This is a genomic window from Aquimarina besae (assembly GCF_042434905.1).
Classification (GTDB): Bacteria; Bacteroidota; Bacteroidia; order Flavobacteriales; family Flavobacteriaceae; genus Aquimarina.
Map to the genome: position 1 here is coordinate 747580 of NZ_CP170199.1, position 18636 is coordinate 766215.

Sequence of the window (18636 nt, forward strand, 5' to 3'; positions counted from 1 at the left end):
TTCACCACTCCGTAATAATTAAATAAAAATCAGTGTTTTGTAAAAGAATTATCAGGCTACCATCATCCTGTAAAATATGTTAGAATACAAACAACCACAACCACTAATAATATTGACAAGGCAACATCAATTGGACTATAACTATTTTTAGTTTCTTCTTTTTGTTCTGGTGATAAAGTTCCAAAAGCAAGTCCTTTAATAATAGCATAATCCGGTGCTGTTGTAACCAGACTAGTTGTTACACATACGATTACAGAAAATATAAACATAAATATCGCCATATGCGCAAAGTTTATAGTAGCAAACTCATAAGCAAAACCAGACAAACTGTCCTTTACAATTTCTGAGGTAATTCTTAATGCTGCTACTAAAAGTCCTGAAAATAATGTCACAATTGCAGCTTTCGAGTTTACTCTTTTCCAAATGATACCTAAAATAAACACAGCAGTAATTGGTGGTGCGATGTAGGACTGTACGCTCTGTAAATATTGATATAAAACACCTCCGCCGATTTTGTTCATAATAGGAATCCATATAATACCCAAAACTACTACTAATGCTGTTGCTACTCTTCCTATATTTAATAACTTCTTTTCTGGCGTCGTTGGTTTCAGTTTTTTGTAAATATCTATTGTAAATATGGTTGAACAAGAATTAAATACTGATGCCAAGGAACTCATTAAAGCCGCCATTAGTCCACCAGCAACTAATCCTTTTAGCCCTGTTGGCAATAGGGTCTTTACTAAAACAGGAAACACCTCATCTGCTTTTTCATACGATAAAACACCTTGTTTTGCCAGAGCAAAAGCTATAATTCCTGGAATTAAAAAGATAAAAATTGGCAAAATCTTAAGATATGCTCCAAAAATAGCTCCACGTCTTCCGATTTTTATATTGTTTGCGGCCAACGTACGTTGTACAATATATTGATCCGTACACCAATACCAGATACCTACAATAGTTCCACCAAACAATAACCCTGTCCAGGGAAACTCTGGATCAGACATAGGTCTCCACATATTAAAATGATCAGATCCTGCAGTATCCTTTAGGTTTTCCCAGCCACCCACTTCTTGTAAACCTAAATATGTAATGATAATAGAGCCAGCAATCAAAACTACAGTTTGTAGTGTTTCTGTATAAATTACAGCTTTCATACCTCCTATGATCGTATACGCGCCGGTAAAGACAACAATACCAATAGCTCCATACCAAAAAGGTATACCCAATAATTCGGAGACCACGATTCCTCCGGCATATATGGTTACAGAAACCTTAGTGATTACATATCCTGCTAGTGAAAAAACCGATAAGAACCACCGTGATCTACTATCAAATCTTTTCTCTAAAAACTCTGGCATGGTAAACACTTTGCTTCTCATGTAAAATGGTAAGAATAGCCAACCTAATAACAGTACAATCCATGCGTGCAATTCGTAATGCGCCATTGGCATTCCGGACTCTGCACCTGTACCTGCAAGACCTACAACGTGTTCCGACCCAATATTAGAGGCGAATATCGAAGCTCCAATAACAAACCAACCTACATTTCGTCCTGCCAAAAAATAATCTGCTGTATCCTTATTTCTTTGTAATATTACCCAGACGGCTACTCCAATAAGTGCTAAAAAGTAGACACCTAATACTATCCAATCCAATTGTTCTAAAACTGATTCCATAAATCCTTTTTGGTTTATTATATAATTTGTGTTGGTTAATGATTTTGCTAGTTGTTAGTAAATGATTTTTTCACCCGATTAAAAAACATTCCCTTATTTGTTATTTGATTCATAATTTTTCAAAATCAGGTTTAACAGATCGTTTAATTTTTACTTAAAATTTTATTAAAATCAAAACTATTGTGTGACTCCTCAATCAGGTGGAAGATTTGAAGCGAATGTTATAAATTATGATGCATTATGTGGTGTAATTTTGGATTTACTCAAACATTTTTTTTAGTATCATGAAAGTACTTTACCGAAAAACTAAAGAAATATTTCTTGCGCTGGTAAATTGATTATTTTAATAAGAATTAACTCCCTAAACAATGATTCTTTTTTGAGGATTAATCCTTATTTCTACAAATACGAAAACCTTGATCCGGACCTATACCATTCGCCTCGAAATAATCCCTGTCATTAATTTTTGCGTAAATTTCAAGTCCGATCCATCCGCCGCCTCTTTGTGAACGAAAATGTCCACGAGGTGTACGCTCATCTTCATACCAATCATCACACCATTCTCTAACATTTCCTGTCAGATCATATAAACCAAGTTCATTAGGCATTTTGGTGCACACGAGACGTGTCCTGCATTGATTTTTTTCTAGAACACTATAATCCCATTGTCCCGTTAATATCGAATCTCCACTATTTCTCCAGTACCAGGCTATTTCATCAATATTATTACTTCCGCTGTAAGCATAATGTTTACTTAACTGACCGCCTCCAGCAACATACTCCCATTCAATTTCTGTAGGTAAACGATATCCATTAGCCTTCGGATTTTTCTTAACTAGCCATTTGATACTATCAAACTCAGAATTATTAAAATCGTCTATAGAATCTTTGTAAATTTTATAATAAGGGATTAGCCTCTCTTTTATACTTTTTTTGATACAAAACTCCACACAATCATACCAGCTTACCATTTCTACGGGCAGACTGTCTCCTTTAAATCTGGATGGATTACTACCCATAATCTTGATCCATTCTCTCTGGGTAACTTCGCTTTTAGCCATATAAAAATCATTTACACGGGCATTTTTTCCATACAAATTGGATTGCTTGTTAATAAAGGTTCCTCCTTTGACAAAAATCAGATTATCATTGATAACTCTTTTTGTTTCTTTCTTGTTACAGGAATAGAATATCATTACGAATCCAACTAAAAAATAAAACAAACCTTTTTTCATAGTTAAGTAAGGAATTAACCCTTTTCATTAATTAATAAGGGCATAAAACTCAACAAGACCGAAACAATGTATCGGTCTTGTTGTTTTTAATTTTGTGCGTATTAATTACCAAATACTGGCGTTGATTTTTCCCCAATTACCAGTGTAAGATTCTATACCAAAAACCTGATAATCAAAATTTCTCAGGTTACCCCATTCAGATTGATGACCTCCATATTTATTCCAATGGTTAATATGAGCTTGCATGTGAACTTGCTGATTAGAACCTGTTGGAGCATTGCCGTGTTCACTGATATACTGATAAAATGTTTTGGTTCCTAAAATAGAAGGTGCGTTAGATCTTAATTGTTTTTTGAATTTATACCTCTTTCCGTTTACCGTATAATTCCTGTTTTGGTTTTGACCAGTAATACTGCCTTTCTCTACTACATAATATTCTACCAGTGGGGTTTGAGTCCATCCATATACCCCTACAAAATTATAAGATCCTTGCAAAGTACCTATATTATAATTTATTCTTCTTCCGTTACCTGTAGACCAACCTTTACCTCCTACGATATCGCGATTGTCCTTGTATTCAATTTCAAAATTACCACTGTATTGATTGGCATATGGGAACGTTAATTTACCCCATCCTCCTTCTTTATAGATGGTCCAAAAATATCCTTTGTTGTTTCCATCCGTTCGGTTGTCACTGATATAACCATTACTATCTATTGATTTTTGGTTAGTTTCTGATGCTTCAGGAAGATTGTCAGAATTTAGATCATCTGAGCAGTTTGTTAAAAAAAACAAACAGCACACCAAAATGCTTAAAAAATTTTTCATAATTAAAGGTGTTTAAGTTAGAATCATTCAAAAATCCACACCAATTATTAATATCAGTGTTTCAATATCAGATAATTGTGGATATAGATGAATTTGTGTTAAAATTTAATCAATAATCAAAACTATAACGTTTGCGTTAAAACAATAGTTAAATAGGATGTTTTTGAATTAAATTTTACGAAAAGTTTTCGTAAACGTATAAGGCATTAGATATCAACAATGTATTTCCTAAAATTTTCACGAATTGACTTAGCATTAGTTTCAGAAATGAGATTTTTAGAAAATCAGTCTTCTCTGATAGAATATTTGAAGCAATCTGTATTAGTTTTGTTGCAATTACAATTGCATATTTTCACTAATTAAATTATTAGAATTACTTTACAAAAAGATGTATTTGCTTCAATCGTACCGTTAATTACAAAAGCTATTAAACCCTATATTACGATGACCAGATCTGTATTTAAAAGCACTTTTTGTCTTTATTAATTTTTTAAGAATACGTAGTGTATGAAGAAAAAGAGAATTACTTTAAAGGATATTGCGAAAAAATTCAATGTTTCTATTGCCACTGTTTCCAAGGCACTCAATGATAGTTATGAAATTAGTGGTAGTACCAAATCTATGATTCAGGAATATGCAAAAGAGCTGCAATATAAATCTTCTACTACCATAACAAATGTAAAACATAAAAACACCAAGACTATTGGAGTTATTATACCTAATATGCTAAATCATTTCTTCACAAAGGTTTTTGTGGGTATCGAAAGGATTGCTACAGAAAAAGGGTATAGCGTGATCACTTGCATTTCTAACGAATCCAGAGAAAAAGAAGTGACAGCTATGGAGCTATTAAAAAACGCTGATTTGGACGGGTATATCCTCTCTATTGCAGAGGAAACACAGGTAAAAAAAGACTTTAGTCATTTTCAGAATGCCATAAATCAAGGTATCCCGATTGTAATGATCGATCGCGTAACAGATGAAATAGAATGCGATAAAGTTATTGTGAATGACGAAGAAGGTGCATATAATGCAGTTAATTTTTTTATCAAAACTGGCTGTAAAAATATTGCTATCGTCTCTAACATTTATCAGCTTAGTGTTGGAAAACTTAGACTTAAAGGTTATAAAAAAGCTCTTACCAAAGCTGGTATTTCAATTGATGAAGATTTGATCCTGAAGGTTGATGAATTTAATGACATTAATACGTTACTAAAAACTATGCTTGACTCAAAAAAAGTAGATGCTATATTGTGTTTAGAGGAAGACTCTGCTGTTAGTACGCTAAAAATGGTAGTATCAAAGGGTTACAGCGTACCAGAAGATATTTCAATAATAGGCTTTACCAATGGTGTGCTGCCTCGGCATGTAACGCCATCCATTACTACAGTAAGTCAACATAGCATTTATCTTGGAGAAGCGGCTGCTAAAATCCTCATTGATAAAATTGAAAACGAAAAAATAGAAACTTCGTATACCACAAAGGTGATCAAAACCAATCTAATTGAAAGAGCCTCCACGAAACATCTTAAGTAAAAGAGTGGGAGAGAATGAAGCAAACTTTAAATAGCGGAAAAGCGGAATATGCTTGTATTCTTATATTCCTCTCCAGCTTTCAATAAAGAAGATGGAAAGTGATTATGATTGGGTGCGTCAGGGTAATTTTGATTTTCGAAACAAATAGCTGGAAACCGAGTATAGTTTACCTGATTTTTAAACTTCCATTTAGGGAAATTTTCAGGAGTATAAATTACTACTGCAGGTTGATTAGTTTTGATTTCCATTTGTAAACCACTTAGCGGTGTGATCAATCTTATTTTTACATCCTCTATGGCCGGTTGTTTGTTGCTATAAATGAAAGTATCATCTATAAGTCCATCATTCTCTAGGGATTTTAACTTTTTTAGCTCTAGAAAATCAAACCTGGAGTTAGTGACAGATCTTATATTTCCTGTTGGTAATTGTTTTTCATCAACCTCTAAATAATCGGGGCAATCCAAAGACAATAAATGATCCAAAATACTGCCGTAACCGTTCAGATTGAAATACCCATGATTCGTAAGATTTATAGCGGTATCTTGATCTGATACAGCGGTATAGGTAATCTTGAGCTCATCATCTTCTGATAGCTGATAGGTTGCTTTGACCTGCAGATTCCCTGGATAACCTTCTTCCATATGCTTACTATCATAAGAAAAAACAACCATATTTTGATCTCGATTAATTGAATCAATTTTCCAGAGTTTCTTATCAAAACCCTCTTTTCCTCCATGCAAATGAACACCGGAGTTTTGATACAACTTGTATTTCTGATTATTTAACTCAAAACTCCCTTTGCTAATTCTACCGGCATACCTTCCGATTGAGGCACCCAAAAACTTGGCACTGGAATGATATGCCGCTTCTTGATAATCTTCGACAATATCCAGACCAACAATAACATTTACGAGCTCTCCTTTTTTGTTTAGAATTTCAAAACCTACAATAGATGCACCATAATTAGTTACTGTTAACTTGGTACCATTATTATTTGTTAACTTTATGGAAACACATTGTAAAACATGATTCTTATTTGAGATTTCTTGGGTCATTTGTAGCTAGAAAAGATGGTATAATCCCTTGCACATTTAGACTTTTTTATTCTAAATGCACAATGGATTCTTGTGGTTATCAAATATATTGGTTAATGATATTTTCAAATAATTCTTGCTTTCCGCTTTGTAGCGAAAGTTCACCATTTTCTGATGCTATTTCATAAAGGTCTTTCAGCTTTAATTCACCTTTTTCAAATTGCATCCCTTTTCCTGAATCGAATGACATATACCTTTCATTTCTTAACTTTTCATATGGTGATGAAGTAATAATTTTATCAGCAGTAATCAATGCTCTTGCAAATGTATCTGCTCCGCCAATGTGCGCTAAAAACACATCTTCTATATCGGTAGAATTCCTTCTTATTTTGGCATCAAAATTAACACCTCCTCCCTGCAAACCACCAGCTTTTAGGAAGACTAACATGGCCTCGGTAACTTCTAAAATATTATTGGGAAACTGATCTGTATCCCATCCATTTTGGTAATCTCCTCTATTAGCATCTATACTTCCCAACATTCCGGCGCTTGCTGCCACTTCCAATTCATGCTGAAAGGTATGCTGCGCTAACGTAGCATGATTTACCTCTATGTTGATTTTAAAATCTTTCTCTAATCCATACTCTCTCAAAAAACCTATAGATGTAGCTGTGTCAAAATCATACTGATGCTTGGTTGGCTCCATAGGTTTTGGTTCTATAAAAAACGTTCCTTTAAATCCTTGTGCTCTTGCATAATCTCTAGCCATTGTTAAAAACTGAGCTAAATGATCTAACTCTCTCTTCATATCGGTGTTAAGTAATGACATATAACCTTCTCTTCCTCCCCAAAACACGTAATTTTCGCCATCTAAAGTCATCGTAGCGTCCAATGCTAATTTAACCTGCGCACCTGCTCTGGCTAACACATTAAAATCAGGATTAGTGGCCGCACCATTCATATATCTTGGATTGGAAAAACAATTCGCTGTACCCCACAAAAGCTTAATCCCCGATTCCTTTTTCTTATCCTTTACATAATCAACAATTGTCGCTAATCTTTTCTCTGATTCTAATAATGAGGGAGCTTCTTGTACCAAATCAAAATCATGAAAACAAAAGTAGTCAAAACCCATTTTACTAATAAACTCGAATGCTGCATCAGCTTTATCTTTAGCTGCCTGGATTGGGTCTGAAGACTCATCCCAAGCAAAGTTTTGTGTTCCCCATCCAAATGGATCAGCACCCTGACCACAGAAGGTATGCCAATAAGCTATAGCAAATCTAAAATGGTCTTTCAATCTTTTGCCTGCAACGACCTTTTCCGGATCATAATATTTAAATGCCAAGGGATTATCTGATTCTTTTCCTTCAAATTTAATTTTATCAATCCCTTTAAAGTATTCCTGATTTCCTAATACAATCATTTTTTATCTTTTAAAATTCTCTTGAGTTCATTTTTCCACCTTTGATACGCTAACTGGTAATGATCTTTGTTTTGTAGTGGATTAAAGGTCATTACCTTATCATTTTCAGTAATAATTTTTCCTAAATCATTAAAGGCTCCCTGAGTCCATCCTGCCGCTCTAGCAGCGCCTATAGCACCTGTAGTATTGTAAATTTCAATTTCCTGATCTATCAATGTAGCAACAGTTTCCGAAAATATTTTGGATCTAAATAAATTATCATTTCCTGCTCTTAGCACTTTCGTATGAGCTCCATTATTTCTTAATATCTCCATACCGTGTACAAAAGAAAATGCAATTCCTTCTAATGCTGCTCTGCATATATGAGATCGGTCGTGTTTGTTTAAGTTGATATTACAGATATGTGTTCCTATCGTTTTGTTTTCAAACATTCGCTCTGCACCATTACCAAAAGGTATTACCTGAAGGTCATCGGATCCTACAGGAATTTTTGATGCAAGTTCATTCATAGCTTGATAAGAATTGGTCTCCAGATTAAGATTATCCTTCAACCATCTATACTGAATCCCTGCGCCGTTAATACATAGTAACTTACCAATTATTGGTTCCTGTTCGCTGTAATTTACGTGTGCAAAATTGTTATACTTAACAGGTTCTTTTCCGGATAGGGTATCGGTTACCGCATAAATAACACCAGAAGTTCCACCCGTTAATGCGACTTCTCCCGGATTCAGAACATTTAGTGATAATGCATTATTAGGTTGGTCACCCGCACGATAAAAGATAGGAGTTCCTGTTTTTAAACCACTTTCCTTGGCTCCCTTATCACTAAGCTCTCCCTGATTAGAAAACGTCTCAACAATATTTGGAATAAGGCTCGGATCAATATCGTAATGCTCTAACAGCCATTTTGCGGGTTCTTGTTTTTTGAAATCCCATACGATACCTTCAGACAATCCTGATTTAGTAGTAGTAATGCTCCCGGTGAATCTATAAGCAATATAATCCCCTGGTAACATAAATTTATAAGTCTTTTCATAAACCTGTGGTTCATTGTCTCGTACCCATTTTAGTTTTGAAGCGGTAAAATTTGCCGGAGAATTAAGAAGATGGCTTTTACACCTTTCTTCTCCTAGCTCGATAAAAGCTTTATTTCCGATGTTAATTGCTCTACTATCACACCATATAATTGAGTTTCTCAATAATTCTCCATTATCATCTACTAGAACAAGACCGTGCATTTGATACGATATCCCAATGCCCAAAACTAACTCTGGAGCAACAGCATTTTCCTTTAATAATCGTTTACTGGCAATGCAGACGTTTTCCCACCAGAAATTAGGATCTTGTTCTGCCCAGTCTCTGTTTACAGAAATGATCTTCATTTCTTCTTGAGGTTCATTGATAACAGCAATACTTTTTCCGTTATCAGAATGAATCAATGCTGCTTTTACCGATGAGCTTCCTATATCAAAGCCTATATAATACATTAACGTTACTTCGTTGTTTGCTATAAAAGTCTAAAATCTATCCTGATTACCATTGGCAAATTTTACATATAAACGAAAACTCTTTAATAAGTTTTCGTAAAAAATAAATCATAAAACACGCTAGCGACACTATAAAATAAAAACTTATTTAGAGTTCAGTAAACAGCTTTACCCCAAAACCAGAATATGTTTGTGTCAAATAAAGTCTCTAAGATTACCAAAATCTTGTGATCTTACTGTAAAATTTTCCTTAAGTTTCTTTAAATGACAAGGAATGATTTTTAGAATGCAGCGGGAACAGTGGTACAAGAGTTAATCTCCATTTGTTCAAAAAAAGCGCGCTCTAATTCTTCTCTATGAGAAGGGTGCGCAATATCAATAAGTGCTTTTGCTCGTTGTTTTAATGACTTTCCGTACAGATTAACTACCCCATATTCTGTTACTATATAATGAACGTGTGCTCTAGTAGTTACCACACCAGCTCCTCTCTTTAAACAAGGCACAATCTTACTCAGGCCATTTTTTGTAATTGATGGCAATGCAATGATGGCTTTACCTCCATCGCTCAGAGAGGCTCCTCTGATAAAATCCATTTGGCCACCAACGCCTGAGTACATTCTGGAACCTATAGAGTCAGCACATACCTGACCCGTGAGATCTACCTCTACTGCAGAATTAATAGCAACCATTTTAGAATTCATTCTAATATTGGAAACATCATTGACATAATCTGCACTTCTCATTTCTATAAATGGATTATCATCTACATAATCATACAATCGCTTCGTACCCATCAAAAAAGTAGTCAATGCTCTACCTTCATTGATACCTTTCTTATTAGAGTTTATGACATCTTTCAGAATTAAATCGATCACACCATCAGAAAACATTTCGGTATGAATACCAAGATTTTTATGATTAGTTAATAATCCTAATACCGCATTTGGTATAGTTCCAATACCCATTTGTAACGTACTACCGTCGTCTATCAACTCTGCAACAAAACCTCCAATTTTATTCTCAATTTCAGAAGGATCAGGAATAAATAATTCCGGAATTTCTGCCTCCTCCTCGATAAAGGCATCCAGCTCTGATATATGAATGATTCCTTCTCCGTGGGTTCTTGGCATTTTTGGGTTTATCTGCGCGATAACATTTTTCGCATTTTCTATGGCAGCCAAAGTTGCCTCTACAGAAACTCCCAAGGAGCAGTATCCATGATGATCCGGAGGAGAAACTTGTATCAAAGCTACATCCACAGGTAAAATATTTCTTTTAAACAAAAGAGGAACTTCACTTAAAAATACCGGGGTATACGAGCCGTTTCCGGCTGCTAGCGTATGTCTTACATTTTTTCCCAGAAAAAAAGAATTTACGTGAAAACTTTCTCTAAAATCAGGGTTTGCATACGGTGCTTCCCCTTCTATGTGTAAATGACATACTTCTACATTCTTAAGTTCCTGATGCCTATTTGTCATTGCTTTGATAAGTGCCTGTGGTGCAGCTGCTGCAGCTTGGATATAAACTCTGTCGTTATTTTTTATCACCTTAACTGCATCCTCTGCAGAAATTGCTGTGTACATGAAGTAAGTCTTTACGTTGAAGAGCAAAATTATGCCTAGAATTTTTTAAAAAAGCTGTCCAAAATCATATATGGAAATTTTCTGAAATAAAAAGTAACCTAAGTTCGATTGCCATCATAGACTATAAAAACCGTCAATTCGAATATTTTGACTAAAGAAGTGTATAAGAATAATAAAATTTTGAATCCAAAATCCTTGTTTTCGACACAAAATTCTCATCAGGATTTCACTCTAACCGACATATTTTGAATTAATCGAACTTTGGTTATTAGTACCATAAAAACTAATTCAGAAAGTATTAAAAAAAAAACAACCCTCAGGTTAACTACTCCTGAGGGTCTGAATTGAAACTAAATTATAATATTTAACACAAACTCAACTTATACATAATTATGATTGTTTCAATTTTGCTGTTTTTTGGTTAGGTTTTTACGCCGCGAATATAAGATCTAATCTTCAAATATTTAAACGAATTTCTAGTGATAATGCACATTTAACAATGCCTTAATATCTGATTAAAATTGTTGAGATTAACTCACTAAAAATGAACGTTTCTTATATATTAGTGTCATTTCTCATTGATTTGTTACCATATTATTAATAGTTTTTATTCAAAAAATAATTATTTGGCTAATAATTTTCTAAATAGTAATCAAAGTTCGTACCAATTCTAAAATTATTTCTCCTTCTTAATGGCTTAAATACAAGACCCTTGAGGTAACTACTTCTCAAGAGCCTTGTCACTGAAAAAATAGTTTGCTTTGAAACAAACTCAACTTACTGTAATACTTTATAGATCGGTTTTATTGTACTGTTATATTAAAACTCACTTCAACATCTGTTTCTCCTCCAAAATCATCTCTAGAGTCTCCTGTTTTGGTCGTTGGTTCATGAATTAAGAATGCTCTTATGATACCTGTAGCGGCATCTGTAGAAGACCAATCTGTAGAAATATTGATTCCTGTATTATTACTATCGATAGTATCATCAGATGCATTGGTAAATGACAAACCATTTACCGTAGTTTCATAGTAAACAAAATGCTCATCTCTTTCATCGATTACTTCTGCTGTAATATCCTCTACATCGTTCGGATCTGATTCGTCAAGAAACTCGATTTTGAAATTATACGACGAATTTGCAGATAATGTAATATCATCCTGACTACTCTCTGTCCAGGTATATATTTCTGGTGTACTCATACCAGATTCTAAAACTGTCAATCTTACGGTGGTTATTGTTTCTTCTTCATTAATTACTAGTGGATTATCATCATCACTACTACAGGCTGTAAATGCAATTGCGAATAAAAATAATGCGGTCAATTTTTTAATTGTTGTTTTCATTTTTTAAAATTTAAAATTTAAGTTAAGTGTGAAGTTTCTGCCAACGTTATCAGCATAAAATCGTTGTCTATTAAGATAATCTCTATAATTGGTATCCATTATATTGGTAATACTCATCCCTAGAGTTAAGTCTTTTGGATTCCAAATGTCAAAAATATATGCTCCCGATATATCAAAAATACTATAGCCTGGTGGCGGGGTAGAAATATCTACCAAAGCTGTTTGCTCTACTCCATTTTCAATAAAATCGGTAGTAAAATTATTATCAGGAAACCTGGTCTGTCTTAGCACTGAAGTATTACTTAGTTTTACATTCCAATTTTCCTTTTCGTATATCAATTCTGATCTAAAATTAGGTGCTGGCATATTGATTAAAGGCTCATCGGCAGCAGTGTCTTGACCGTATATATAAGAAAACACAGTATTAAATCTAAGGTTGTCTGCAATGGCCACTCCATAATCGATATCTATCCCATACAATAAAGCATTCGTTTGCTTATACTCCCAAACCGGAAAAGATCCTCTTATCGTAAACTCGATACCTGTTGGCTCCAAAAGGATAAAGTCGTTAATAATACTTAGATGAGGAGAAATCGTTAGACTTCCGAAACCAAATAGATCCGAATGCTCGCTGCTAATTGAAATTTTTAATGCTTTTTCCTGATCAAATCGTATATCACCAAACTCTATAATGGCAGCGCTGTGATGCAATCCGTCACTAAATAACTCTACAGGATTGGGTGCCCGATTTGCCAGAGAAACATTAAATAATAATCCGTTTTGATTTCCATAGGTATAATTGATCCCTGCCGATGCAGACACGCTATGATAATCAAAATTAGGATTTGTTAACCATTGATCACCTGCATCCTCAATAATAAGATTAGCAAATTCTGTATCATAACCACGTTCATCCCAGAAGTCTTTGCTATAGAACTTTTTAGCGTCAACGTTCACAAAATCATATCTCACCCCTGCATCTGCTGTTAAATTATCTGATATTTTAAACTCTGTAATTGCAAAAATTCCGGCAGTCGTTTTATTATAATCCGGTATCAGTCTCCGTATTCCGGTTTCAGGATTAGGAGTATTTATCTGATATACATATTGGAAGCCTACATTTTTCGTGAAGTTATCATTAGAATCAAATAAAAAAGAACTTTCTAAATTATGCGTAATTAATTCTAGATCTAAACTTGCTTTATCCCGATCATCACCTCTTCTAATATCAAATTCCTTTCTATTATTATATTGAAAAGCATATTGAACATTTAATTTACCAAGATTTTGAAATCTTTTGTAAGCTTTCAACTTTGCCAAATGATGTTGTGTCTCTTGCTTAGGTGCATTAATATCATATGTAAAATCATTAATTATCAATGGTGACGGACTATTTATAGCTCTCACCAAATCTCCGACATTACCGATATGCGATGCTCTTAGAATTCCTTGAGTTGTATTATAAAAACTATAGTACCCTTCAAATCCAAATGCAAATTGTGTATATCCAAATCCTGTTGAGAAACTCTGCTCTCTATGTCCTGTATTGCTTAGAACATAATCTGGCGCTTTGCTATCTCCAAAATGTTTCAATGTACCTTGAAATTTAGCACCCCATCCGTTCTTAAAACCAAGATTTAACGCTGAATTAATTCCACCACCTCTTCCATTACTTCCTAAAGCTATTTGAGCTTTTCCAAAAATCGTATCCTGTAATGTTGTCAATTTATTTTCTGCTATGATCACTCCTCCAATGGCATTTCCTCCATATTGTAAAGCTCCTGCTCCCTTGATAACTTTTAACGTATTAAAGGCGTTAATGTCAAGATTTGGAGCGTGTTCTTCTCCCCATTCCTGATCTTCTTGTCGCACTCCATTATTAATGATCACAATTCTACTACTATGCAAGCCTTGTATCACAGGTTTTACAATCGTATTACCAGAAGTTAAACTATTAACACCCGATATTTCTTTTAACGCATCCCCAATCGACAAGCTGCTATATTGATCTAGTTGATTCCGACTAAGCCTATCTTCTGTAGCGCTATTCGTAGTTTTTTTCTGAGCAGATGATGCTATATCCACTGCCTCTAGATTAGTAAAATGATGTTCTAAATAAAAATCTTTTTTAGAAACTTCATCCATATCAATAGTGACCACCTGAGAATTACAATCCTCGTGGGAAATGGTAAAAGCATAAGAAGTAGCACAAAGCCCTGTGATATTATACATCCCGTTGCTGTCTGTTTTAATAGTTGTACTATTGAAAGTGATTGTTGCCCCTTCTAGCGGAACTCCATCGTGAAAATCGATTACTCGACCGGAAAGTGTTTTATTACAATCCTGAGCGAATAGAGGAGTAATTGCCAGAAGAAACACAATACATAATGTGTTCGGTTTCATTCTAAATAAAAAGATATAATTACTATAAAAGTAATAGTGAGATCGGTATTTGGTATATAACCAATGTGATAAATAAGTAAATTAGGCTACCGGTGGTGCCTTGTTGAGAAAGGAATAATGTGTATTTATTCCATAATTAACTTTTGTGTACGTGATCTGAATATGATCTACAGGAACGATAACTTCTTTTGGAATTTCTATTGAATTCACCGGAATAAAGTTATCCTCTAAATTTTCTGAAGCAATTAGACATAGTTCACAATCCACATCATTTACATCGTGGCTCACCACGTGCAAATCTGCTAGTTGCATAAAACTGAATAGTATCAGAAATATCGAAGCAATGATATGTCTATTGTTAGAAATCATGTTCACAAATAAACAAAAAAAAATCAAAATCCTTACGATTTCACCAACCAAAGTGTGTTAAAGTATTGCAAATTCTATGGATTTTTCAGTTATTGTTGAGAGATTTTTGGGCATTTCTTCTTTTTCCCAAGGATGTTTTGCTCCAAAAACATGATCTGCTCCTTTTAATAAAAACAATTCACTTTCCGGATTCCATTTATGTATGTTTTTAGCTTCTATCATATCCACCGTAGGGTCATCTGTTCCATGAATAATTAGGTGCGGAATTTCAATTTTCTTTGTTGCTTCGTAAATAGTAAGTCTTTCTTTATTTTCTATAAAAGATGTATAAAACTGAAAATAATGTGGCATTTGTTGTTTCGTTCTTCCGTTCTCGACATAGAATACTCCTTTTTCCTTCCATTTTTGGAATGCTTCTCCTTTTGGAAAGCGAGTTTCATAATCAGAAACACCTGCCCAAGTAATTAATTTTGATATCCTAGGGTCTTCTGAAGCCTTAATAGTTGTAATTCCTCCTGCACGAGAATGCCCGATCAGTGTTATTTGGTTTGAGTTAATATGCGATTTATATGTAAAGTCTGAAGCTGTAGCCCAATCCAAAACCGTTTTCAAATCATCCAATTCTATCAAATAGTTGTTACTACCAAATGCTTCAAGATCCGGAAAATCAATAGGTTGTTCTATAGTCCCTCCGTTATGTGAAAAGTTAAACTTTATGAAGAAAAATCCCGATTTGGCAAATGATTTTCCAACCAGGTCCCAGGCTCCCCAATCTTTGAATCCCTTATAACCGTGACAAAAAATAATAATAGGTTTCGACCCTCTCTGATCATCGTAGAAACAGTCTATAAGAATTGGTTTCTGATGTTTACCATCAACAATTAAATTTTTTTTCTCCTCAATCATGCTTATACTTCTTTCTCTGTAAAGGGAATCTCTAAATTAAAAATTTCTAAAATTAGTTTTTTAAGCTGTAATAAATATGTGTCAAATACTTCTTTGGTGATATCATAATCTTTTTTTCTCCCATCTCTTATTCCAAAAGCCATAAAACTTTCTTGGAGGTTTTTAAAAGAAATGATTCCTGCTTGAAAAGTGTCTGAAATAGCTTCTTCATTATAATACATATACCCGTAGGCTAATACCTGTATTACTTTGCTGAACTTATAATCTTCTGTAATTGTATCCCACTCGGTTATAAGCACATCATTTTTATCCACTTTACCCGTTTTATAATCTATAATTCGAAGTTGTCCATCTAGTTCATCTATTCGATCAACTTTTCCTTTAATGAAAATTGGAACATTCAGCTCTGGTATTTTTAATTCGGTTTTTAGATTACTCTCTATAGCGATAATTTTTAGTTCTGAGCCGGATCGTAATATCTTCTCTTCAGCTTTTAAAAAATTATAAATATATCTTTTCGCCACTTCAAAAATAAGGAGGTTTTTTCCTTGAGTAATATCTAATTTAGAATATTCTTTTCTGAAATGATATTTGATCTCAGTATCAATTTTAGCATACATCTTATTGATATCCTCTAGGATTACAAATTTGTTCTCAAAAGGTTTGTATAAATTTTCAAGGGTGTTATGAATAACGGTTCCTAAGGTATTTGCAGCGATAGTTTCTTCTACCTGATCTGATTCTCTGACTCCTAAAATGTATTTATAGTAAAAATCGATTGGATTTCTAATATAGGATGTTAGTGCAGAAGGAGACAATCCATTTGCGGCCAGCTCCTTTATTTTTTTGAGTATTGCATCATCTTTATCAATAACTACCGGGGTACTTTCTAGTGTCGGTACTTCGGCAGATGCTATATATTTAGATAGTCGATGTGTCGCTATATTGTCTATTTCTAGCTGATGTAAAAATCGGCTTTTCTCTCCGCCACCAACCCCTTCATCCTCTGTATTATAGATAAGATATACGTTTTTTGCTCTTTGAATCAAACGATAAAAATGATACGTATAAATAGCGTCTTTTTCTTTATACGTAGGAAGGTTATACGCTCGCTTTAAATCATAGGGTATAAAAGAATTCATACTTTTTCCTGCGGGTAATATTCCTTCATTAACAGAAGTGATAATCACTGTTTCAAAATCCAAACACCGAGATTCTAACATTCCCATTAGCTGCAGTCCTCTAAAAGGCTCTCCTCTAAAATCCAATGTTTCTGCTCTAACCAAGTCCTTGTACAAGTGATATAAAGAAGAAACAGATGTTAGATATTCATACTTATTACTCAGTGTCCATAATTTATTAAATATCAAATGAAAATGATATACGTATTCTAATTCTAATGCGTCATTATCTATATCTAAACTCTCTTTTAACAAATGTACAATCCTACTGCATTGGTCAATAGCTATCTTGGCATTTTTCCAAGGTGAAAATAATATTTCAAGAACTTCTTTTTTTGAATGTACTGTTTCATTTTGTAATTTTTCTAGAGATACAAAGATCAAGTTCTCTTTAGTAATCATTGTGATTAATTGATTCGCTAATGAGCCCAGCATCCAATGTGCTGGTTGGCTATTTAATATCTCCAGAACAGACTTATAATACAATCCTTTAGAATTTTTGGTCTTATGTAGTGCAAATAATAGTTCAAAAAATGAAGTCACAGGAATATCTTTAAGAGGTAATCCCATTGTAATATTGAGAGAACCTATGGATTCTGGCAATGAGTTTAACACAGGTAATAATAATGACTCATCTGCAAGAACTAATGCTGTGTTTTCAATACTTTCTAAAGGAATAGATTTAAGTATCTGACCCGCCAGCTTTGCTTGTCCGATATTTTTGGGAACTCCAATTAGTTTTATATCTTTTGGAGTAGAAAAATTATTTTTTATCCAATTGAATTGGTGTTCTTTATAAAAGCTCCATTGATCTTTGTAGCTCCTAAGAAACAATGACGCTTCGTGGTATTTGTTCTCCATAAAAAAAGTATCTGCATCCCAATATACCTCTGCCATATCGGCTTCCAAAAGTGATTGAAAAATATTTTGCTCTGCGTTATTCAGTGCATTAAATCCAACCAAAATATGTTTCTGTTGGTTCTTTTCTATATAGCTCAAAATATTCTCCGAGGCTTTCCTGTATAATAAGCCCTGATAACCTATCTTCTTATCTAAGAGTTTCGTTTTAAAATTTGTATAGTAGTCAGATAGATTATTCCAGAAACTGATATATCTCTCTATAAGGGCTGTCTTTTCTTTTTGAAGATACCAATGATTAAGATCCTGAATTCCTGATAGATATGAAAAGAAGCTGTTGTTGTCAATACAGTATCGATCGATTTCGTTAAAATCATAGATAAGTGTTTGCGCCCAGCTACTAAATGTATCCAGATTTTCTTTATCTAAATTTTTATGCGTATTGAGATAGGTTTCATAAAACTCAAATAGCGTTTGTACAGGATCAATTTGCCGTAGTCCTGACAATTCGGTAATAAACTCCTCAATACTAAGAATGACAGGCGCAAGTATTGTTTGATTCTTATACTTGTGCAGTAATTCTCTTTTAAGAAAAAGTCCTGCTCTTTTACTAGGAAGTATAAAAATAAGCTCACTAATATTGTGACCTTTGTTCTCTACTTCATCTATAACTTCTTTTAAAAAACTATCCACCCATTAAAAATAAAAAACGTCCCGAATAAATCGGGACGTTTTGTCAATCTATTATTATTTAGTGAACAA

13 protein-coding genes are annotated in these 18636 nt (G+C 33.9%); 1 reads left to right on the forward strand and 12 read right to left on the reverse strand.

Translation table 11 applies throughout. The features are described from left to right. Nucleotides 1-62: 62 nt before the first annotated feature. From ACE94K_RS03295 to ACE94K_RS03305, 3 genes are all read right to left on the reverse strand, one after another. The gene (locus ACE94K_RS03295) at nt 63-1679 is read right to left on the reverse strand and encodes a sodium:solute symporter (protein ID WP_378179890.1); all 1617 of its coding nucleotides are present in this window, start codon (nt 1677-1679) and stop codon (nt 63-65) included. A 386-nt stretch (nt 1680-2065) separates the two neighbouring features. Next, a complete protein-coding gene (locus ACE94K_RS03300; RefSeq protein WP_378179893.1) occupies nt 2066-2914 on the reverse strand; it encodes a formylglycine-generating enzyme family protein in 849 nt (282 codons plus the stop codon). A gap of 105 nt (nt 2915-3019) precedes the next feature. Continuing rightward, a complete protein-coding gene (locus ACE94K_RS03305; protein ID WP_378179896.1) occupies nt 3020-3742 on the reverse strand; it encodes a glycoside hydrolase family 11 protein in 723 nt (240 codons plus the stop codon). Between the two features lie 507 nt (nt 3743-4249). Between ACE94K_RS03305 and ACE94K_RS03310 the strand changes: the two genes are divergently transcribed. After that, on the forward strand, nt 4250-5278 hold the full coding sequence (locus tag ACE94K_RS03310; RefSeq protein WP_378179899.1) for a LacI family DNA-binding transcriptional regulator: 1029 nt from the start codon (nt 4250-4252) through the stop codon (nt 5276-5278). Nucleotides 5279-5304: 26 nt separating this feature from the next. Here ACE94K_RS03310 and ACE94K_RS03315 read toward each other — a convergent pair whose 3' ends face one another. The 9 genes from ACE94K_RS03315 to ACE94K_RS03355 form a co-directional block, all read right to left on the reverse strand. After that, nucleotides 5305-6333: an aldose epimerase family protein gene (locus ACE94K_RS03315; protein ID WP_378179902.1), complete on the reverse strand. Its 1029-nt coding sequence runs from the start codon at nt 6331-6333 to the stop codon at nt 5305-5307. A gap of 79 nt (nt 6334-6412) precedes the next feature. Further along, nucleotides 6413-7738 (reverse strand): xylose isomerase, encoded by a 1326-nt coding sequence (xylA, locus tag ACE94K_RS03320; protein ID WP_378179905.1) that lies wholly within the window; start codon nt 7736-7738, stop codon nt 6413-6415. Beyond that, nucleotides 7735-9228 carry a xylulokinase gene (locus tag ACE94K_RS03325; protein ID WP_378179908.1) on the reverse strand — a complete coding sequence of 498 codons (1494 nt, stop codon included), beginning with the start codon at nt 9226-9228 and terminating at the stop codon, nt 7735-7737. The genes xylA and ACE94K_RS03325 overlap by 4 nt, the downstream gene beginning before the upstream one ends. A gap of 281 nt (nt 9229-9509) precedes the next feature. Beyond that, nucleotides 9510-10811, reverse strand: coding sequence for an acetyl-CoA hydrolase/transferase family protein (locus ACE94K_RS03330; RefSeq protein WP_378179911.1), 1302 nt, complete (start codon nt 10809-10811; stop codon nt 9510-9512). An 803-nt stretch (nt 10812-11614) separates the two neighbouring features. Continuing rightward, the gene (locus tag ACE94K_RS03335) at nt 11615-12157 is read right to left on the reverse strand and encodes a type 1 periplasmic binding fold superfamily protein (RefSeq protein WP_378179914.1); all 543 of its coding nucleotides are present in this window, start codon (nt 12155-12157) and stop codon (nt 11615-11617) included. A 3-nt stretch (nt 12158-12160) separates the two neighbouring features. Beyond that, nucleotides 12161-14560, reverse strand: coding sequence for a TonB-dependent receptor (locus ACE94K_RS03340; protein ID WP_378179917.1), 2400 nt, complete (start codon nt 14558-14560; stop codon nt 12161-12163). Nucleotides 14561-14641: 81 nt separating this feature from the next. Further along, the gene (locus ACE94K_RS03345) at nt 14642-14929 is read right to left on the reverse strand and encodes a hypothetical protein (RefSeq protein WP_378179920.1); all 288 of its coding nucleotides are present in this window, start codon (nt 14927-14929) and stop codon (nt 14642-14644) included. 57 nt (nt 14930-14986) lie between these two features. Then, nucleotides 14987-15835, reverse strand: coding sequence for an alpha/beta hydrolase family protein (locus ACE94K_RS03350; RefSeq protein WP_378179923.1), 849 nt, complete (start codon nt 15833-15835; stop codon nt 14987-14989). Between the two features lie 2 nt (nt 15836-15837). Then, nucleotides 15838-18567, reverse strand: a complete 2730-nt coding sequence (locus ACE94K_RS03355; RefSeq protein WP_378179926.1) for a PD-(D/E)XK nuclease family protein — start codon at nt 18565-18567, stop codon at nt 15838-15840. Between the last annotated feature and the right edge of the window lie 69 nt (nt 18568-18636).

Bases quoted from the DNA above. Each gene is read 5' to 3' on its own strand.
- ACE94K_RS03295 (WP_378179890.1), bottom strand. From the start codon at position 1,679: ATGGAATCAGTTTTAGAACAATTGGATTGGATAGTATTAGGTGTCTAC.
- ACE94K_RS03300 (WP_378179893.1), bottom strand. From the start codon at position 2,914: ATGAAAAAAGGTTTGTTTTATTTTTTAGTTGGATTCGTAATGATATTC.
- ACE94K_RS03305 (WP_378179896.1), bottom strand. From the start codon at position 3,742: ATGAAAAATTTTTTAAGCATTTTGGTGTGCTGTTTGTTTTTTTTAACA.
- ACE94K_RS03310 (WP_378179899.1), top strand. From the start codon at position 4,250: ATGAAGAAAAAGAGAATTACTTTAAAGGATATTGCGAAAAAATTCAAT.
- ACE94K_RS03315 (WP_378179902.1), bottom strand. From the start codon at position 6,333: ATGACCCAAGAAATCTCAAATAAGAATCATGTTTTACAATGTGTTTCC.
- xylA (WP_378179905.1), bottom strand. From the start codon at position 7,738: ATGATTGTATTAGGAAATCAGGAATACTTTAAAGGGATTGATAAAATT.
- ACE94K_RS03325 (WP_378179908.1), bottom strand. From the start codon at position 9,228: ATGTATTATATAGGCTTTGATATAGGAAGCTCATCGGTAAAAGCAGCA.
- ACE94K_RS03330 (WP_378179911.1), bottom strand. From the start codon at position 10,811: ATGTACACAGCAATTTCTGCAGAGGATGCAGTTAAGGTGATAAAAAAT.
- ACE94K_RS03335 (WP_378179914.1), bottom strand. From the start codon at position 12,157: ATGAAAACAACAATTAAAAAATTGACCGCATTATTTTTATTCGCAATT.
- ACE94K_RS03340 (WP_378179917.1), bottom strand. From the start codon at position 14,560: ATGAAACCGAACACATTATGTATTGTGTTTCTTCTGGCAATTACTCCT.
- ACE94K_RS03345 (WP_378179920.1), bottom strand. From the start codon at position 14,929: ATGATTTCTAACAATAGACATATCATTGCTTCGATATTTCTGATACTA.
- ACE94K_RS03350 (WP_378179923.1), bottom strand. From the start codon at position 15,835: ATGATTGAGGAGAAAAAAAATTTAATTGTTGATGGTAAACATCAGAAA.